A 17,612-nucleotide genomic window follows, 5' to 3' on the forward strand; every position below is an offset into this window, starting at 1 on the left:
CAGCCTGGGGCCCGGCCCGCGTTGGCCAGAGAGTCTGGCATCGGCCATGGCGGTGGCTTGCATGGTGCTGGATCGCCTTCGCCGCGCCTCAGACCAGCTGGAAGTCCGCGATCGTCACCGTGGTGTGGTCGGCCACGCCCACCAGCCGGATCGATCCGCCGTCGATGCCGTTGATGGTCACCAGGGTGTCGGCCCCGAGGTCGGTGATCGCCACGCGGCTGTTGAACTGCGCGGTGTCGAACTCGAAGGCGGCGATGTTCAGCCGGTCCTGCGCGGCGCCGGTGGCCGTGAAGCCGGTGACGACATCGCTGCCGAAGCTGGCGCCGAAGACGAAGATGTCGGTCCCCAGCGTGGCGTCCATGGTGTCGTTGCCGGCGCCGCCCGTGACCCGGTCGTTGCCCGCGCCGCCGTCGATGGTGTCGTTGCCGGCGCCGCCCGCGATCACGTCGTTGCCCGCGTCGCCGCGCAGGATGTCGTCGCCGGCACCGCCCTGGATCTGGTCGGCGCCGTCGCCGCCGTAGATCGTGTCGTTGCCTTCGCCGCCTTCGAGCGTGTCGTTGCCGGCCTCGCCGAACAGCATGTCGTCGCCCGCGTCGCCGAAGAGGGTGTCGTTGCCGGCACCGCCGAACAAGCTGTCGTTGCCGCCGCCGCCATGCACCGTGTCGTCGCCGCCGCCCGCGTTCACCGTGTCGTTGCCGGCGCCGGCCGTGATCTGGTTGGCGATCCCGTTGCCGCTCAGGTTGGCGTTGCTGGCGGCGGTGTAGACCAGGTTCTCGACATTGTTGGCGAGCAGGAAGGCATTCGTGCCGCCATACAGGGCGGTGTCGATGCCGCCGCCCGCCGCCTCGACGATGACGTCCGACTCGGGGTCGATGATGTAGGTGTCGTTGCCCGCGCCGCCGACCAGGCGGTCGATGCCGGCACCGCCATCGAGCGTGTCGTTGCCCGCGCCGCCGGTGATCGTGTTGGCCAGTTCGTTGCCGGTCGCCACGAAGTCGCCGCTGCCGGTGAAGGTCAGGTGCTCGACGTTGGCGCCGAGCACGTAGGCGGCCAGCGCGGTGCGCACGGTGTCGGTGCCGCCGTTGGCCTCTTCGGTGACAACGTCGCCGCTGCTGTCCACCACGTAGCTGTCGTTGCCCGCGCCGCCGGTCATCGTGTCGTTGCCGCTGCCGCCGTCGAGCGTGTCGTTGCCCGCGCCGCCGAGCAGGGTGTCGTTGCCCTCGCCGCCCTGCAGGGTGTCGTTGCCGTTGCCGCCGTCGAGCAGGTCGTTGCCGCCCAGCCCGAACAGCTGGTCGTTGCCGCCCAGCCCGAAGATGCGGTCGGCGCGGCCGTCGCCGGTGAGGATGTCGGCCGCGGCGGTGCCCACGATGTCGGGCGCCCGGGTCGACACCTCGCCGTCGGCGAACACCAGGGTCTCGATGTTGAACAGGCGGTCGGTGCCGTCGTCGTCGGGCAGCGCGGCATCCGGATTGACGTGGGCCACGGTCACCGAGCCGTCGGCGTTGTAGGTGATCTCGTATTCGGCCTGGTTGCCCCTGAAGACCGCCTTGTCGACGGCAGTGTCGCCAAGGTCGCCGTCCAGGATCTCGCGCACGATGCTCAGCTGGCCCGGATTCAGCGTGCGGTCGAACATCAGCTGGTCGAGCGTGCGGCCGTTGTAGAGCTCCAGGCCCGCCGGGCTGTAGACCTTGCTGCCGAGGTCGTCCGTCCAGCCGATCTCGTTGCCCTGGGCGTCGTTGATGCGGATGCGCACGTTGAGCCAGCGGTCGCCGTCGATGATGTCGTTGCCGGCCTTGCCCTGCAGGATGTCGCTGCCGCCGCCGCCCAGCAGGATGTCGGCCGCGGTGTCGAAGAGGGTCGTGACGTTGCCGGCCGCGTCGCGCTGGACCGCCGCCTCGTCGAACACCACCGCCGTGTGCTGCTGGCCCGCCACGTTGAAGCTGACGCGGCCCAGGTGCGCCACCAGCTGCGACAGCCCCGCGATGCGCGCGACGCCGGATTCCAGCAGCGCGTTCGCGTACGACTCGAAAGGCGAGTTCGGATTGAACTGCGCCGCCGCGCCGGCCGCTTCGTCGTAGGCGCCGATCGCAACGTCGCGGCCGGTCAGCGTGTCGGCATGCACCCAGCCCGACAGGCCCTCCACGAGGTCGAAGCGATCGCGCAGGATGTTGGCCTCCTGGTTGACGAAGATCGGGATGCCCAGGTCGGAGTTGGCGCCCTGGGCCTCGCCTTTGTGGATCGCCCAGTCGAAGCCCGCCATGCCGTTGTTGCGCTGGATGCCCAGGCCCTGGAACATGATGTCGTCGCCCGACTCGGCGTCGTAGTCGTTGTCGTTGCCGCGGCCGTTGAGCACGTCGTGGCCGATGATCGGGCTGTTGAAGAACAGCTCCGAGTTCTCGCCGGCCAGCGTGTCGAAGCTGTCGCCGCCTTCGAGCCAGTCGTCGCCCTCGTTGCCGGCCACGAAGCTCAGGCCGTCGGCGGCGCGCACGAAGTCGTTGCCCTCGCCGGCCGTGATGGTCTTGCCGTCGACTCCGCCGAAGATGAAGTCCTGCCCCGAGCCGCCGAAGATCAGGTCGAGGCCGTTGCCGCCATTGATGACGTCGTTGCCGGCATCGCCGTGGATCACGTCGGCCGCGCCCGAATCGGTGCCCGAGTCGGTGATGACGTCGTCGCCATCGCCGCCGAACAGGTGGTCGACGCCGAAGCCGCCCTCCAGCCGGTCGTTGCCGCCGTCGCCCCACAGGGTGTCGTCGCCTTCGCCGCCGATCAGGGTGTTGTCGAAGTCGTTGCCGCCGATCACCACGTGGTCGCCGCCGGTGTAGCGCAGGTAGTCGTCGACGCCATCGCCATTCGTGTCCCTGCGGATCACCATCGGGCTGAAGGCCGCGAGGATCGGGTCGGTGTGGTTCGGGTCGGCCACCTTCTGGCGCGCCTGGTCGAGTTCGAGGATGTAGTCCGGCGTCAGGAACAGCGAGCTCGGCAGGTGCGTCGCGTTGGGGTCGCCCAGGTCGGTGTTCCGCATCACCAGTTCGGAGAAGGAATCCGCCTCCAGCTGGTTCAGCAGGTTCATGCCCTGCGTCCGGCTCAGGTAGTAGAAGCGGTCGCCGTCCTGGAGCTGCTCCATCTGCACTTCGAACACGAAGTTGAAGGTGGTGCCCAGCTGGCCGCCGAATGGCATCTTCTTCTCGGCCAGGCCGCCGATCCAGAAGTCGACATCGTTGAGGCCGCCGAGCGCGCCGCCGGCCCAGGCGCCGGTGGCGTTCAGGAAGTCCAGCCGATCGGCCGGCGCGCCTTCCCCGCCCATCACCAGCAGCGTGGCCGCCGCCCGCTCGTCTTCCAGCGTGGTGGCGGCGGCGATGCTGCCATGGGTGCCGTAGGCGGCGATGAAGTTGATGATCGAAGCCGGGTTCTTGATCGCCAGCGCGAAGTCGTACCAGCTGCCATAGGGCTGCAGCGTGCTGTCGTTGGTCTGCTCGTAAAACTGGCGGCGCGCCTCGTTGAGCGATGGCACGCCGGTGTCGCGGCCGCGCGCGATGTTGATCGCGCCGAGGTCGAGCGGCAGGCCCACGAGGTTGTTGCGCAGGGCCTCGGTCAGGAACTCGTCGATCTCGTTGCCCACCTGGCGGCTCATGCCGCGCAGGATGGCGCCGGCCGCCGCATCGGCGGAGGGGCCGCTGGCCTCGAAGGCGATCGGGTTGAGGAAGGCTTCGATCAGGCCGATGTCGCTGGAGGTCTGGCCGTCGGCGGCCAGCCGGTCCACCGTCTCCCTGAGCATCGAGTGGCCGAAGCGATAGACCACGTGGGCGAACTCGGCCACGATGCCGGGGTCGATGTCGACCGTGTTCGAGAACACGAACGGATCGACGTCCGGCGACACCAGCCGCGCGAACTCCTCGAACACCAGGTGCTGGTACACCATCTCGGTGCTGAAGCGGCCGGCCTGGAACAGCCGCTCGCCGTTCCACAACAGCGCGCTGGTGTCGGCCGGCACCGTGTCGCCCGCGATCGGCGTCAGCAGCCACTGGTTGATGAAGGCCACGTCACCGCTCTCGAGGATCTCGTCCTTGATCTGCTCGACGCGGTTGTTGTGCTCGCTGTGGAACACGTGGTGGACCGCGGTCAGGCCGATGTTCTCGTTGCCGCGACCGTCGCCGACCACATAGTGCTTGTCGAGCATCTCGTTGTCGTAGGTGGTCGCCACGCCGAAGGCATTGAGCGGAATCGCGTTGCCGGCATCGCTGTCGCTGTCGGCCGTCTTGGCGACTTCGGGGGTGCCGGGATTGCGGTCGTGGTCGACCATGCCCGGCACGGCGTCGTGCGCGATGTCGTTGAGGAAGGCGCGGCCGGCGGCGATGGCCGTCGATGCGGCCGCGGGCGCCGCCGCACTGCCTTCCACCAGGCCGGTGGCCGTGACCAGTTGCGCATAGCCGTTGGCGCCGGGCTGGAAGTTGCCGTAGAGGTCCGTGGCGACCAGGGGCACGCGCAGGACATCCATGTCGCTCAGCTCGATGCCGAGCATCTCGCGGGCCTGGGCCTTGATGTCCGACCAGGTCGGCGGGCCGCCGTTCTGGCCCTCCAGCATGCGGCCCGTGGCCACGGTCCGGGTCGCGCCGTCGACTTCCACGCGCACGTACTCGCGCAGGAACACCTGGTGCGACTCGTGCGAGGTGTAGACCTGGTTCAGGTCGATGTAGGGCGTGGTCTCGTTGCGGTGTTCGCGGATGTCGTCCGCCGTGCCGAGCACGCCATCCGCGCCCGGCTGGTTGGTGGCCCGGGTCAGCACCATGAAGTTGGTCTGGCTGCCTGCGACGTACAGCGGGTCGTCCGGCTGCAGCGGGATGTAGACGGTGCCGCTGCCGCCCTTGGAGACCAGGTCCAAGCCGTGGTCGAAGAACTGGCCGAACAGGGTCAGGAAGCTGTTGAACGCCGCGGTGTCGCCCAGGTCGGGCATCACGTTGGGAATGAAGATCGCGCTGTCGTTGACGTCGAACTCGAGGCCCAGCTGTGCGGGCACGGCCTCGAAGGCCGCGGCGGTGCTGTCGGCCAGCGCCTGCGCCGCGGCGAGATCGCCGCTGCCGGCCTGGGCGGCGCCCTGTGCCGCCTGCAGGGCGGCCAATGCGGACGCCGCCGCGGCCTCCGAGGCATCCGCGACCGCGTCCAGGCCGTTGGCGGTCTGCTGGGCCGCGGCGGCATCGGCATCGGCCTGCGTCAAGGCTTGCTGAGCCTGCGCCACGGCGTCCTGCGCGGCCGCCAGTTCGGCCTCGGCGGCGTTCTCCGCGGCGGCCGCCGTTCCGAGCACTGCCAGGGCGGACGAGGTGCCGGCCTGCGCCGCCTGCAGCGTGGCCAGGGACGCCGCGGCCTCCGTGGCGGCATCCGCGTGCAGGGCGAAGGCATTCGAGCGCATCAGCGTGGCCAGCTGTTCGGCCGCCACCAGCTGGTCGACCAGCACCTGCTGGCGTGCGATGTCCTCGGCAGCGGCGCCACTGCTGGTGAGGGTCGTCAAGGTGGCCCGGGCAGCCACCAGCGAAGCCGAGGAGGCCGCCAGCAAGGCGTCGGCACCGCCGAGATGGGCCTGGGCGGAAGTCGCCACCGCCGCGTCGGCGTCGTAGGCGGTCTGGGCCGCGGCCTGGGCGGCCTGGGCCGCCAGCCATTGCTGGGTGGCCGCGGCGGTCGCCGTGTCGGCGGCGGCCTCGGCGCCGACGGCGGCAGCCAGGCGTTGCTGGGCCGTCGCGAGGTCGGCGCTGGCGCCGTCGTTCAGGCCGTCGGCCACGCCCTGGGCGGCGGTGGCCGCGGCACGGTCGGCCACGGCGCCCTGGGCCGCCGTGTCGTAGGCCGCCTGCAGCGCTGCGACATCGGCGCCGCCGCCGATGTTCGCTTGCAGCTCCTGCAGTGCCGCGGCGGCATCCTCGGCCGCCTGCCTCGCGGCGGCGTAGATCGCGGCGTCGCCATAGGGGTCGGCGGAGCCCAGCGCCGTGAAGGCGGCGACGAAGGCCGCGGGATTGTTGACGGACTGGTCCGAGACCAGGTTGCTGATCGTGCGCGGCTGCGAGTCGTAGACGCTGCCCGAGGTCTGGGTGTAGGAGGTCGGCTGGCCGGTGCGCGGATTGATCTCGGCGGCATTGAAGTCCGGCGTCAGCAGGCGCGGCATGAGCTGGTCGGACGACCCGTAGTCGATGTTGACCAGGTTGTTGTACTGGCCGCTGACCGTGCGCAGGCCGAAGGGCACGAGGTTGCCAAGCGGGTTACCCATTTCGTCGGTCAGCTGCGCGTAGCCCGACTCGACGTGCCGCTCGGCAATCTTGATGTTGGCGAGGATCCGCGTGATGTCGTCAAGGTTGAGGTGAAAGGACACGATGGACTCCTAGTGGGGGGAGAAAAGCCGTCAATACCGACACCGGGCGCGAGAACCGACTGATGTGTCATTTTGTTTCGCGTTGAAACCAATTCTCTGGAGGAGGTGCTCGGCGCGGCAATACCCAGATTTCTTACCCACCTCCCTGCGGGTTTCCACCGGAGCGTCTGCGAGCGATCAACTTTGAATACCTTGGTACTACCGACGAATTCCCCGGCTTGATGGGGCGAGTCCGATCGATTGATGTCGGTAGTTACAACATGTATCTTTTGAAATAACATGCATCCAATCGGCTGATCGCCGCACCCTACACTGCGCCATGGTCCAAAGCTTCGGTCAGCCAGAGCGTTCGATGCAGCCGGTCGTGGAGTTGCGCAAGCTCGCCTCCTCCTACACCTATGGCGTGCGCGCACCGCGCGCGGGCGGGGTCGTCCCGCCCGTGTCCTTCAGGGAGATCGGCTTCGCCACCTTGGCCGATTGCCTGCTGCATGTCGCGCGTGGGCTGGGAGGCAATTTCCCGCGCATCTACGTGCGCCTGGAAGGCCATTGCGTCGGAGAGCGCGACATTTCCGCCCTGCGCCGCGAGCCGGCACGGGTCGCGGCGGAACTGGAGGCCGCCTACCGCGCGGCGCGAGAGGCGCAGCCGGCGCCGCGCAAGTCGACGGCGGAGCAGGCCCTGTCCGGCTGAGCGCCCGGCGCTTTGCCGACCCGGCCGGTGAGTTCCCGGGTCAGCGGCTCAGGCGCATCGACACCGAGAACCGGTCCGCCGGATGGACCGAGAGCGAGATCTCGAACACCTCGCCCTCCGCATCGAAGTACTGCCGCAGGATCTTCAGCGCCGAGGCGCCGACCTCGACCTGGAGCTTGCGGGCCATGGCGGCGTCGGTGATGGCGAAGGCCCGGACGTCCTGGTGGATCTCGGCGATCTGCCGGTCGTAGCGCTCCGCGATCAGCGAGCTGATCAAGGCATCCGGCGATGCCCGCACCAGATCGCCGATCTCGGCGTAACTCGGGTCGATGTAGACGTCGGTCCAGCCGATCGGCAGCGCGGTTTCGTCGCCGACCATGCGCAAGGTCGAGATCCGCAGCCAGGCGCTCCCCTCGCCGCAGCCCAATTCCTTCGCCAGCTCGCCTGACACCGTCTCGGGCGCGATCGACTGCACCACGCGCAGGTGCTCCTCGCCGAACTGGACCAGGTCGTCGACCGATGCCAGCGAGGGACGAAAGCCGGCCCGCGGCTTCGCCGAGATGACCCGCGTGCCCACGTTCTTGCGCCGCGAGACCAGGCCGAGCTGCTGCAGTTCGGCCAGCGCCGCCCGCACGGTGTGCCGGCTCGTGCCGTAGTGCTTGCACAGCTCCAGCTCCGTGGGCAACAGTGCGCCCACGCTGAAGTGCCCCGAGGAGATCGCCTCGGTCAGGTGGCGGGCGATGTTCGCGAAGTTGGCCTTCTGCGGAGCCGGTTCAAGAGTGGCGTTCATGGCTTAAGGGTAAACCCCAAATTGAAGTTATGTCCGAACATATTAGAGTTGCATATGTCCGGACATATTAATGTTCATCTCTCCCCACTTCAAGAGGCATGCATGTCGACTCCTTCGTTTCCCATGGCCAGCACCGTCGTTGATTCCATCCTGTTCCGCGATGCCTTCGGCACGCAGAAAATGCGGCAGATTTTCTCCGATGGCGCGCTCATCCAGCGCTACATCGACGTCGAGGTGGCGCTGGCGAAGGCCGAGGCGCGCGTCGGCGTGATTCCGGCCGATGCGGCCGAGGTGATCGCACGCGAATCGAAACTCGAGCGCATCGACTTCGACCACATGCGCGAAGAGACGGACATCGTCGGCTACCCGATCCTGCCGCTGGTGCACCAGCTGGTCGAGATGTGCGGCGACGCCGGCCGCTACGTGCACTGGGGCGCGACCACGCAGGACATCATGGACACGGCCGTGGCGCTGCAGGTGCGCGACGCGCTCGACGGCATCGAGGGCGACATCCGCGAGCTGCGCGGCATCCTCGCCTCGCTGGCGAAGAAGCACCGCGACACGCCGATGGCCGGCCGCACCCATCTGCAGCAGGCGCTGCCCGTGACCTTCGGCTACAAGGTCGCGATCTGGCTGGCGATGTTCGACCGCCACCAGCAGCGCCTGGCCGAACTGCGCCCGCGCGTGGCGGTGGTCGAGTTCGCGGGTGCCGCCGGCACGCTGGCCTCGCTCGGCGACAAGGGCTTCGAGGTGCAGAAGGCGATGGCCGACGAACTGAAGCTGGGCGTGCCCGCGACGACCTGGCACGTGGCGCGCGACGGCTTCGCCGAAGCGGTGAACCTGCTGGCGCTGGTCACCGGGTCGCTGGGCAAGATCGCGCTCGACATCATGATCATGGCATCGACCGAGTTCGCCGAGGTCTACGAGCCCTTCGTCAAGGGTCGCGGCGCGTCGAGCACGATGCCGCAAAAGCGCAATCCGATCTCCAGCGAGCTGATGCTGGCGGCCTCCAAGGCGGTGCGCCAGCACGCCGGGCTGATGGTCGATGCGATGGTGCAGGACTTCGAGCGCGCCACCGGTCCGTGGCACGCCGAATGGATCGCGATCCCCGAGAGCTTCATCCTCAGCGCGGGCGCCCTGCATCAGGCCAAGTTCGCGCTCGGCGGGCTGATCGTGGACGAGGCCCGCATGGCGCACAACCTGGGCATCACCAGGGGCCTGATCGTGGCCGAGGCCGTGATGATGGGCATGGCGCCGCACATCGGCCGGCAGCAGGCGCACGACGTGGTCTACGACGCCTGCCGCACCGTGAACGAGAAGGGCGGCACCTTGTCGGAGGCGCTCGCGGCACTGCCCGAAGTCACGAAGCACTTCGACCGCGCCACCATCGACCGCCTCACCGATCCGGCCAACTACCTCGGCCTCGCGCCGCAGATGGTGGACCGCGCGCTGGCGCTGTCGGCCGAAGTCAGCGCCTGAGGCGCACCAGGAGCAAGACGACATGACCCATCCATCCACCGCCGACGAGGGCGCCCTCGCCCTGCCCCGGAAGCTGCCCTGGTATCGAAAGCTCGGAACCCAGGTGCTGATCTCGCTGATCCTCGGCATCGTGGTCGGCTTCGCCTTCCCCAGCTTCGCATCGCAGCTCAAGCTGCTCGGCGACATGTTCCTGTCGCTGATCAAGGCCGGCGTTGCGCCGCTGGTGTTCCTCACCATCGTGCATGGCATCGCCTCGGCCGGCGACGTGAAGAGCGCCGGCCGCGTCGGCTGGCGCGCCATCCTGTATTTCGAGGTCATCTCCACGATCGCGCTGGTGGTCGGGCTGCTGGCGGGCAACCTGCTCGGCATCGGCAAGGGCATGACCACCGTCGCTGCAGGCGCTGCCGCGCCGGCGGCGAAGGCCGCCGCACCCCAGGGCTTCCTGGAGTTCATGGCGCACATCGTTCCCGACAACTTCGTCGGCGCCTTCGCCAAGGGCGAGCTGCTGCAGGTCGTTGTGCTGGCGGTCATGGTCGGCATCGGCATCCTCGCGATCCCCGAAGGTCGACGCGAAAGAATCAACGGTGGCCTGGACTACATCTCCGAGGTGCTGTTCTCGTTCATCAACCTCGTGATGAAGCTGGCGCCGATCGGCACCTTCGGCGCGGTCGCGTACTCGGTCGGCAGCAACGGCTCGGCCGTGCTGATCGCACTCGCGCAACTCGTCCTGAGCTTCTACGCGGTGGTGTTCCTGTTCATCGCGGTCGTGATGGGGCTGATCGCGAAGCTCGCGGGCTTCAGCCTGTGGCGCTTCCTGCGCTACATCAAGGACGAGATCCTGATCGTGCTCGGCACGGCCTCGTCCGAAAGCGCGCTGCCGCGCCTGCTGATCAAGCTGGAGCGCCTGGGCTGCGCCAAGCAGACGGTCGGCCTGGTGCTGCCCACCGGCTACGCCTTCAATCTCGACGGCACCTCGCTCTTCATGGCGATGGGCGTGATGTTCATCTCGCACGCCTACGGCGTTCCGCTCTCGATCGACCACCAGATCGGCATCCTGCTGCTGATGCTGCTGACCTCCAAGGGCGCGGCCACGGTATCGGGCGGCTCGTTCGTGGTCTTCGCGGCCACCGTGACCTCGACGGGGATCCTTCCGGTCGAGGGCCTGGCGGTCATCTTCGGCGTCTACCGCTTCCTGTCGATGGCGATCGCCACCTGCAACACGATCGGCAACAGCGTGGCGGTGGTGGTGGTTGCGAAATGGTCGGGCACCTTCGACCCGAAGGTCGCCGAGCGACACCTCTATCCCGAGCGCCACCCGGACATCGCCGCGGCGGACGCGCAACTGGCCGACGGCAACCTGCTGCCGGAAGACATGAAGGACAGCAATCCCCATCCCACCGGCATCGACATGCAGGCGCCGGTCCCCGCTCGCTGAACTCATTCACACTAAAGGAATTCGTCATGAAGTCGAACTGGAAACTCGCCGCGCTTGCCCTGGGCTTCGTTGCAGGCAGCGCACTGGCCCAGGGCTACCCGGCCAAGCCCGTCACCTGGATCGTCCCGTTCGCGGCCGGCGGGCCGACCGATGCGCTCGCGCGCCACATCGCCGAACGCGTGGCGCGCGAACTGGGGCAGCCGATCATCATCGACAACACGCCCGGCGCAGGCGGCACGGTCGGCGCGGCCAAGGCGGCGCGCGCCGCGCCCGACGGCTACACCATGCTGGTCGGCCACATGGGCTACATGGGCGCCGCGCCTGCCCTGTACAAGAAGCTCAGCTACGACCCGGTCAAGGACTTCGCGCCGGTGTTCCGTTTCCCGGACACGCCGCTGGTGCTGATGGTGCGCAAGGACCATCCGGCCAAGGACATCAAGGCGCTGGTCGACTTCGGCCGCGCCAACCCCGACAAGCTGTTCATCAGCAATGCGGGCGTCGGCTCGAGCTCGCACCTGATCGCCGCGCTGTTCGCTTCGTCGGCGGGCATCAAGGTCTCCCAGGTGCCTTACAAGGGCGCCGGGCCGGCGCTGATCGATGTCATCGGCGGACAGGTGGACGGCATCTTCGACCAGACCAACACGGCGCTGCCGCAGATCAAGGAAGCCAAGGTGCGCCCGCTGGCAGTGACCTCCAAGGTCAGGCTGCCCCAGCTCAAGGACGTCCCGACGCTCGCGGAAACCGTGTTGCCGAACTTCGAGGCCTCGACCTGGTACGGCATCTATGCCCCCAAGGGCACGCCCCAGCCGGTGCTCGACAAGGTGCAGGCGGCCTACCAGAAGGTCATGACCGACCGCGCCTTCACCGACAAGATGGCCGAGCAGGCGATCCAGATGCTGCCGGCCGAGCAGTACACCGGCGCGGCATTGGGCAAGCACACCGAGAGCGAGGTCGCGCGCTGGAAGTCTGTCGCGGCCAAGACCAACATCTCGCTGGATTGAGCATGGGCGCCCCACGCAGCGAGAGCTCGCGCATCGAGCACGACGCCTTCGGTCCGGTCGAGATTCCTGCCGAGCGCTACTGGGGCGCGCAGACCCAGCGCGCGCTCGGCGTCTTCGAGATCGGCGAGGAGCGCTTCCCGGCCTGCCTGATCCGGGCCTTCGGTCTGCAGAAGTTGGCGGCCGCGCGTGCCAACCGGCGTTGCGGCGCGCTGCCGGCGGCGCTGGCCGAGGCGATCCAGACGGCTGCGGGCGAGCTGCGCGATGGCCGCTTCGATGCGCACTTCCCGCTCACGATCTGGCAGACCGGTTCGGGCACGCAGACGAACATGAACGCGAACGAGGTGATCGCGAACCGGGCCAACGAGCTGCTGGGGCAGCCGTTGGGCAGCAGGTCGCCGGTGCATCCGAACGATCACGTCAATGCCTCGCAGTCTTCGAACGACAGCTTCCCGACCGTCATGCACCTGGCGACGGTGCTGGAGCTCGAGCAGCGGCTGAAGCCCGCGCTCGCCCTGCTGCGCGACAGCCTGCGCGAGCGTGCCGAGGCCTTCGCCGATGTCCTGAAGATCGCGCGCACGCACCTGATGGACGCGGTGCCGATGACGATGGGCCAGAGCTTCGACACCTTCGCCCGCCAGGTCGGCCACGGGATCGACCGGATCGACGCCACCATGCCGCGCCTGCTGTCGCTGCCGCAGGGCGGCACGGCGGCCGGCACGGGCTTGAACGCACCGCCCGATTTCGATGTGTTCTTCTGCGAGGAGGTCGGCGCACTCACCGGCTTCGGCTTCTCGCCCAATGCATCGAAATTCGAGGGCATGGCCGCGCACGACGCCCTGGTCGAGGTCTCGGGCGCATTGAACGTGCTGGCGACCTCGCTGCAGAAGATCGCCAACGACCTGCGCTGGCTCGGCTCCGGCCCGCGCTGCGGCCTGGGGGAGCTGAAGATCCCGGACGACGGCCTCACGAGCTCGATCATGCCGGGCAAGCGCAACCCGACCATCGCCGAGGTGCTGGCGCAGGCCTGCATGCAGGCCATGGGCAACCACGCGACGATCACCCTGGCCAACGCCTCGGGCAACTTCGAGCTGAACGTCGCCAAGCCGGTGCTGATCGCCAACCTGCTGCAGTCGATCCGCGTGCTCGCCGATGCGTCGAGCGTGTTCGCGCAGCGGCTGGTGCAGGGCATCGAGGTGGACGCTGCGCGCCTGGCCGCCAACGTCGAGAACGCCTTGCTGTCGGTGACGGCGCTGAACCCGCACCTGGGCTACGACCAGGTAGCGCGGATCACCGCCCTGGCGCTCGAGCAGCGGATCACGCCGCGCGCCGCGGCCCTGTCGCTGGGCGTCATCGACGCGGCGACCTACGACCGGATCGTGGATGCAGGGAAGCTGGCCGATCCCCACGCCCGGGCGAACCGCCCGGACCTCAGAGCTTCTTCATCATGAACGCCAGGTAGTAGCCGTCCGTGTGGTTGTCGATGCGGCCGAACTCCCGGTAGCCGCGCTTCGCATAGAAGTCGCGCGCCTGCCATTCGAAGGTGTCGAGCTTGGCGCTGTGCGCGCCCAGGGCCTTCGCCTTCGCCTCGGCCTGCGCCAGCAGCTCGCTGCCGAGTCCGGCGGCCCGGAGCGTCTCGTCGACCCAGAGCACGTCGATGTGGAGCCAATACAGGAAGACGTAGCCGCGCAGCCCGCCGACCATCCGGTCGTCCGGGTCGCGGGCGCTGAGCCATACCGGCTGCGAATCAAGGTACTCGCCCACGACGGCGTAGTTGAAGCGGCGCAGGCGTCGGCCGAGTTCGCCCGACCTCACCTCTTCCTGCGGGGCGTCGATGATGGTCCAGGCTGTCATGGAGGATCGGCGTGTTGCGAAGGCGGCTCATTTTGCACGCGCGGCGGGCGCTCGGGTCTCAGGCCTGGTGGGGCCACGCCGCCTCCACGGAGGTGCGGGAGGAGTCGCATTCGATTGACCTATCATCGTTTCATGCGACATCGCAGCGAATACCGGCAGGACATCGGCAAGGGGCGCCCCGCATGAGCCCCGCACGCATCGACGCACTGGAGCTCCGGCGGCTGGCCGAAGAATCCGGGCCGACCTCACCCGATCCGGCCTGCGCCTGCCGCCTGCGCGCCGCGACGAGCTGGGACAGCATCACGGAGGAGCGCTGGCCCGCGAAGCTGATGGAGCGGATCGGCACGTTGCGCGATCCGTCGCTGGACGAGCCGACCTTCGAGGAGTTCCATCCCCATGGGACCCGCTACGACTCCGCCGATGCGCCCATCGCCGTGCACCACTTCCCGTTCAATCGATGCGAGGTCTACCGCTGCCGCAACTGTTCGCTGCTGGTGCTGCGATACACCGAGTACGGCGGCTACTACGTGGATCACAGGGTCCGGGTGGTGGATGCAGGCCTGATCGTCGAGGCGGGCTAGCCGGCCGGCGCGGCCACCCCTCGGTGGTGCGCTCGACCGGCCATCGCCTCTCACACATCACTTTTGGTGTCCAAAACCATTGAAAATTAATCGCTTTTGGAAAAGCTTGAGCGCTTCGAGAATTCGAGCGCACCCCTTCAAACTTCAACGAGAGCGCGAAATGAACATGTCTATTCCGATGGCCGTCGGCCTTGCCGCGGTCGTCTTCTGCTCCGGCGCAGCCGCGCAGAGCGACACGCTGAGCAAGATCAAGGCAAGCGGCACCGTGCAGATCGGTGCGCGCGACAGCCAGATCCCGTTTTCGTACCGGCCGACCGGCACCGGCGATCCGGTGGGTTTCACCAACGACATCTGCCTGAAGATCGTGGATGCCATCAAGGCGAAGCTCGGCATGCCCGAGCTCAAGGTGGGCTACACCACGCTGACCTCCACCAACCGCATTCCGCTGCTGACCAACGGCACCGTCGATCTCGATTGCGCCACCACCACCAACACGGTGCAGCGGCAGCAGCAGGTCGCCTTCGCGCCCAGCCACTTCGTCACCAACATCACGGCCGCCGTGAAGAAGAACTCGGGCATCAACTCGCTGGCCGACCTGAACGGCAAGAAGGTGTCGACGGTGGCCGGCAGCACCGGCGTGCAGCTGCTGCGCGGCTACCGCAAGACGGGCAACATCGAAGTCGAGGAACTGGCGGCCAAGGACACGGCCGACGGCTTCCTGCTGATGGCGTCGGATCGCACGGTAGCCTACATCCTCGACGACATCCAGCTCGCGGGCCTGATCGCGACCGCACCCACGCCGGGCGAGTTCAAGATCCTCACCGGCGAATCGCTGCGCCAGGAGCCCTACGGGATCATGTACCGCAAGGACGACCCGCAGTTCAAGGAGCTGGTCGACAAGACCGTGACCGACCTGTTCAAGTCGGGCGCGATCGAGCCGATCTACGCGAAGTGGTTCACCAAGCCCATTCCCCCGGCGAACGCGAACCTGAACTTCCCGATGACCGAGCCGTTGAAGGACCTCTACAAGAATCCGAACAACAAGGGCGTCTGAGCCGACTCGGGGGCGCGCACTCAGCGCCGATCCCCGCCCGGCTCGCGACTGGCCTGGAACATCCGGTCGAAGTCGCAGCACTCCTGCGCCAGCATGATGATCGACGCCAAGAGGGCGCTGCGGTGCTCGCCCTTGTACATCGCGACGTAGGTGACCGACGGCAGCGCCGGCGCCACATCGAGCGCGATCAGCGTCCCGGCGTCGATCATCTGGCTGACCGCCCGCTTGGGAAGGTAGCTGACGCCGAGTCCCGAGAGGGTCAAGCCGATCAGGGCGACGAGGTTGTGGACCACGATCGCGTTCGCGGGCTGGATGCCCAGCTCCTTCATCCAGCTGTCGTAGAGCAGCCCGGTGCCGGACTTGCTGCCCTGGATCAGCAGGCGCTGCGCCGCCAGCTCGTGCAGCCGCACCGGGCCATCCGCCGGCATGAAGCCCGGCTTGCACATCCACGCGCTCTCGACCTGGCCGACCGCCTTGCTCGGGATGCGGGTGTCGGCGAAGGCGTCGGGCACGACGATCAGGTCGAGTTCGTCGGCCAGCACCTTTTCGCGCAGGTTGACGCTGCTGTCCACATCGGGCTCGAGCGACACCTTGGGGTAGTGGTCGCTGATCAGCTCCACCCAGCGAGGGAACCAGGTCATCGCGGTCAGTTCGGTGATGCCGATGCGCACCCGGCGCTCGATGACGTCGACCCGGCTGAACTGCTCGATCGCCGCATCGCGCTGTTCGAGCAGGGCCTTGGCCAGCATGAACATCTCCTCGCCCTTGTCGGTGAGGCGCGCGCTGCGCTGGGTGCGGTCGAAGAGCTCGGTGTCGAAGACCATCTCGAGCTCGTGCACCCGCTTGGACACTGCCGACTGGGAGGTGTGCAGCTTGTTCGCCGCCAGCGCGAAGCTGCCGAGCTGGCCGATCCAGTACAAGGCTTCGAGCTGCTTGAAGGTCATCATGGTCAATGCATCCGGGCGGGGTCAAACAACACTTTTTCTCATTGAATCCTATCCAAAAATATCGCTTTTGCACATGTCTCCTGCCTTGGAAAATCGAGACTTCCCACTAGCCTTGACTGGAACCATCCGATGAACACCGACAAGGGTGTGCTGTTTCCCGAAGCCTTGATGCGCGAGATCAAGAGTCGCTTCCACTACGTCGACCACGACATGAATGGCCGCGAGAGGCTCTATTTCGACAATGCCGGCGGCTCGTTCCGGCTCAAGGCCGCCTCGGAACAGTTCGCCCGCATCGACGCGCTGCCCGACAACCCGGAGCGCATCCACGAGCTGGCGCTGTTCCTGCAGGAGGTGCAGACCCGGGGCACCGACGACGTCCGCGTGATCCTCAATGCCCGGGGCGGCAGCGTGTACGCCGCGCTGACCGCCTCGGGCGGCATGTTCGACATGGTCCGCGCGATCGCCGAGAACGTGGCCGGCAGCAACATGGTCACGACCGCGCTCGAGCATCCGTCGTCCTTCGATGCCATGTCCCTGTATGCCGAACGGCTCGGCAAGGAGCTGCGGGTCGCGAAGTCGAACCCGGTCACGGGCGGCGTCGACGTCGAGCAGATCCTCGGCCTGATCGACCAGGACACCGCGCTGCTGAGCGTGATCTACGCCTCCAACATCTCGGGGGCCAAGCTCGACATCCAGCGCATCGTCGAAGAGGCCCGCCGCATCAAGCCCGGGCTCTACATCGTGGTCGATGCCGTGCAGCACGCGCCCCACGGCCTGATCGACCTGCAGAAGACGCCGGTCGACGGCATCAACATTGCACCGTACAAGTTCTTCGGCTGCCGCGGCTCGGGCATGTGCTGGCTGTCGGAGCGGGCCTCGGTGCTGCCGCACCACAAGCTGGCCGGCAAGAAGAAGGATTTCTGGGACCTCGGGAGCGCCGCCACCTGGCAGTTCGCCGTCGTCAGCGAGATCGTGAACTACGTCTGCTGGGTCGGCGGGCATTTCACCCGCAGCGAAGATCGCCGCACGCTCTTCGCCGCCGGCATCCAGGCGATCGAACTGCACGAGCGCGCACTGCTGTCGCACATGCTCGACGGCAGCGAAGGCCATCCAGGCCTGCGCAGGATGGCGGGGGTCGAGGTCTTCCTGGACTACGAAGACCTGAGCAAGCGGGACCTGATCCTGGCCATCGGCATCGCCAACCTGGAGCATGCGCAAGCGGTGCGCGAGTACGAGAAGCGCGGCGTCATCGTCTACGAGAGAGTCGCCACCAGCCTCTACTCCAAGCGCATGCTCGACTCCTTCGGCCTCGAAGGTGCCGTGCGCGTGTCGCCGCTGCACTGCAACTCCGTGGCGGACGTCGACCGCTTCCTGCGGATCACGCGGGAGATCAGCGAAGCCTTCGCGCCAGCGCAGTAGCAGCCGCGCCCTGCC

Annotated in this window: 12 protein-coding genes; 8 read left to right on the forward strand and 4 right to left on the reverse strand. The window is 67.7% G+C overall.

The window, feature by feature from the left end; all coding sequences use genetic code 11:
* Positions 1 to 88: 88 nt before the first annotated feature.
* The gene (locus tag QTI45_RS25885) at positions 89 to 6,352 is read right to left on the reverse strand and encodes a peroxidase family protein (protein ID WP_286656338.1); all 6,264 of its coding nucleotides are present in this window, start codon (positions 6,350 to 6,352) and stop codon (positions 89 to 91) included.
* A 352-nt stretch (positions 6,353 to 6,704) separates the two neighbouring features.
* Here QTI45_RS25885 and QTI45_RS25890 point away from each other — a divergent pair, with 352 nt between their 5' ends.
* Positions 6,705 to 7,040 carry a hypothetical protein gene (locus QTI45_RS25890; protein WP_286369569.1) on the forward strand — a complete coding sequence of 112 codons (336 nt, stop codon included), beginning with the start codon at positions 6,705 to 6,707 and terminating at the stop codon, positions 7,038 to 7,040.
* Positions 7,041 to 7,080: 40 nt separating this feature from the next.
* On the opposite strand, the gene QTI45_RS25895 is transcribed toward QTI45_RS25890, so the two are convergent.
* Complete coding sequence (locus tag QTI45_RS25895; RefSeq protein ID WP_286369570.1) at positions 7,081 to 7,830, reverse strand: GntR family transcriptional regulator; 750 nt, start codon at positions 7,828 to 7,830, stop codon at positions 7,081 to 7,083.
* 102 nt (positions 7,831 to 7,932) lie between these two features.
* On the opposite strand from QTI45_RS25895, the gene QTI45_RS25900 reads away from it, so the two are divergent.
* Genes QTI45_RS25900 through QTI45_RS25915 form a run of 4 tightly spaced genes read left to right on the forward strand, consistent with a single transcriptional unit; the run spans position 7,933 to position 13,193 of the window.
* On the forward strand, positions 7,933 to 9,309 hold the full coding sequence (locus tag QTI45_RS25900; protein ID WP_286656339.1) for a class-II fumarase/aspartase family protein: 1,377 nt from the start codon (positions 7,933 to 7,935) through the stop codon (positions 9,307 to 9,309).
* A gap of 22 nt (positions 9,310 to 9,331) precedes the next feature.
* Positions 9,332 to 10,744 carry a cation:dicarboxylate symporter family transporter gene (locus QTI45_RS25905; protein WP_286656340.1) on the forward strand — a complete coding sequence of 471 codons (1,413 nt, stop codon included), beginning with the start codon at positions 9,332 to 9,334 and terminating at the stop codon, positions 10,742 to 10,744.
* A gap of 26 nt (positions 10,745 to 10,770) precedes the next feature.
* Positions 10,771 to 11,745 carry a tripartite tricarboxylate transporter substrate binding protein BugD gene (locus tag QTI45_RS25910; protein WP_286656341.1) on the forward strand — a complete coding sequence of 325 codons (975 nt, stop codon included), beginning with the start codon at positions 10,771 to 10,773 and terminating at the stop codon, positions 11,743 to 11,745.
* A gap of 2 nt (positions 11,746 to 11,747) precedes the next feature.
* Complete coding sequence (locus QTI45_RS25915; protein ID WP_286656342.1) at positions 11,748 to 13,193, forward strand: class II fumarate hydratase; 1,446 nt, start codon at positions 11,748 to 11,750, stop codon at positions 13,191 to 13,193.
* Here the strand turns inward: QTI45_RS25915 and QTI45_RS25920 are convergent.
* Positions 13,174 to 13,596 carry a GNAT family N-acetyltransferase gene (locus QTI45_RS25920; protein ID WP_286656343.1) on the reverse strand — a complete coding sequence of 141 codons (423 nt, stop codon included), beginning with the start codon at positions 13,594 to 13,596 and terminating at the stop codon, positions 13,174 to 13,176. The genes QTI45_RS25915 and QTI45_RS25920 overlap by 20 nt on opposite strands.
* A 182-nt stretch (positions 13,597 to 13,778) precedes the next feature.
* Between QTI45_RS25920 and QTI45_RS25925 the strand changes: the two genes are divergently transcribed.
* Positions 13,779 to 14,177, forward strand: a complete 399-nt coding sequence (locus QTI45_RS25925) for a hypothetical protein (protein WP_286656344.1) — start codon at positions 13,779 to 13,781, stop codon at positions 14,175 to 14,177.
* Between the two features lie 160 nt (positions 14,178 to 14,337).
* Positions 14,338 to 15,231, forward strand: coding sequence for an amino acid ABC transporter substrate-binding protein (locus QTI45_RS25930; RefSeq protein ID WP_286369581.1), 894 nt, complete (start codon positions 14,338 to 14,340; stop codon positions 15,229 to 15,231).
* Positions 15,232 to 15,251: 20 nt separating this feature from the next.
* Here QTI45_RS25930 and QTI45_RS25935 read toward each other — a convergent pair whose 3' ends face one another.
* Positions 15,252 to 16,175 (reverse strand): LysR family transcriptional regulator, encoded by a 924-nt coding sequence (locus QTI45_RS25935; RefSeq protein WP_286656444.1) that lies wholly within the window; start codon positions 16,173 to 16,175, stop codon positions 15,252 to 15,254.
* A 132-nt stretch (positions 16,176 to 16,307) separates the two neighbouring features.
* Here QTI45_RS25935 and QTI45_RS25940 point away from each other — a divergent pair, with 132 nt between their 5' ends.
* Positions 16,308 to 17,597, forward strand: coding sequence for an aminotransferase class V-fold PLP-dependent enzyme (locus QTI45_RS25940; RefSeq protein ID WP_286656345.1), 1,290 nt, complete (start codon positions 16,308 to 16,310; stop codon positions 17,595 to 17,597).
* The last annotated feature ends 15 nt before the right edge of the window (positions 17,598 to 17,612 follow it).

It is taken from the genome of Variovorax saccharolyticus (genome assembly GCF_030316765.1).
GTDB classification, from domain to species: Bacteria; Pseudomonadota; Gammaproteobacteria; order Burkholderiales; family Burkholderiaceae_C; genus Variovorax; species Variovorax saccharolyticus.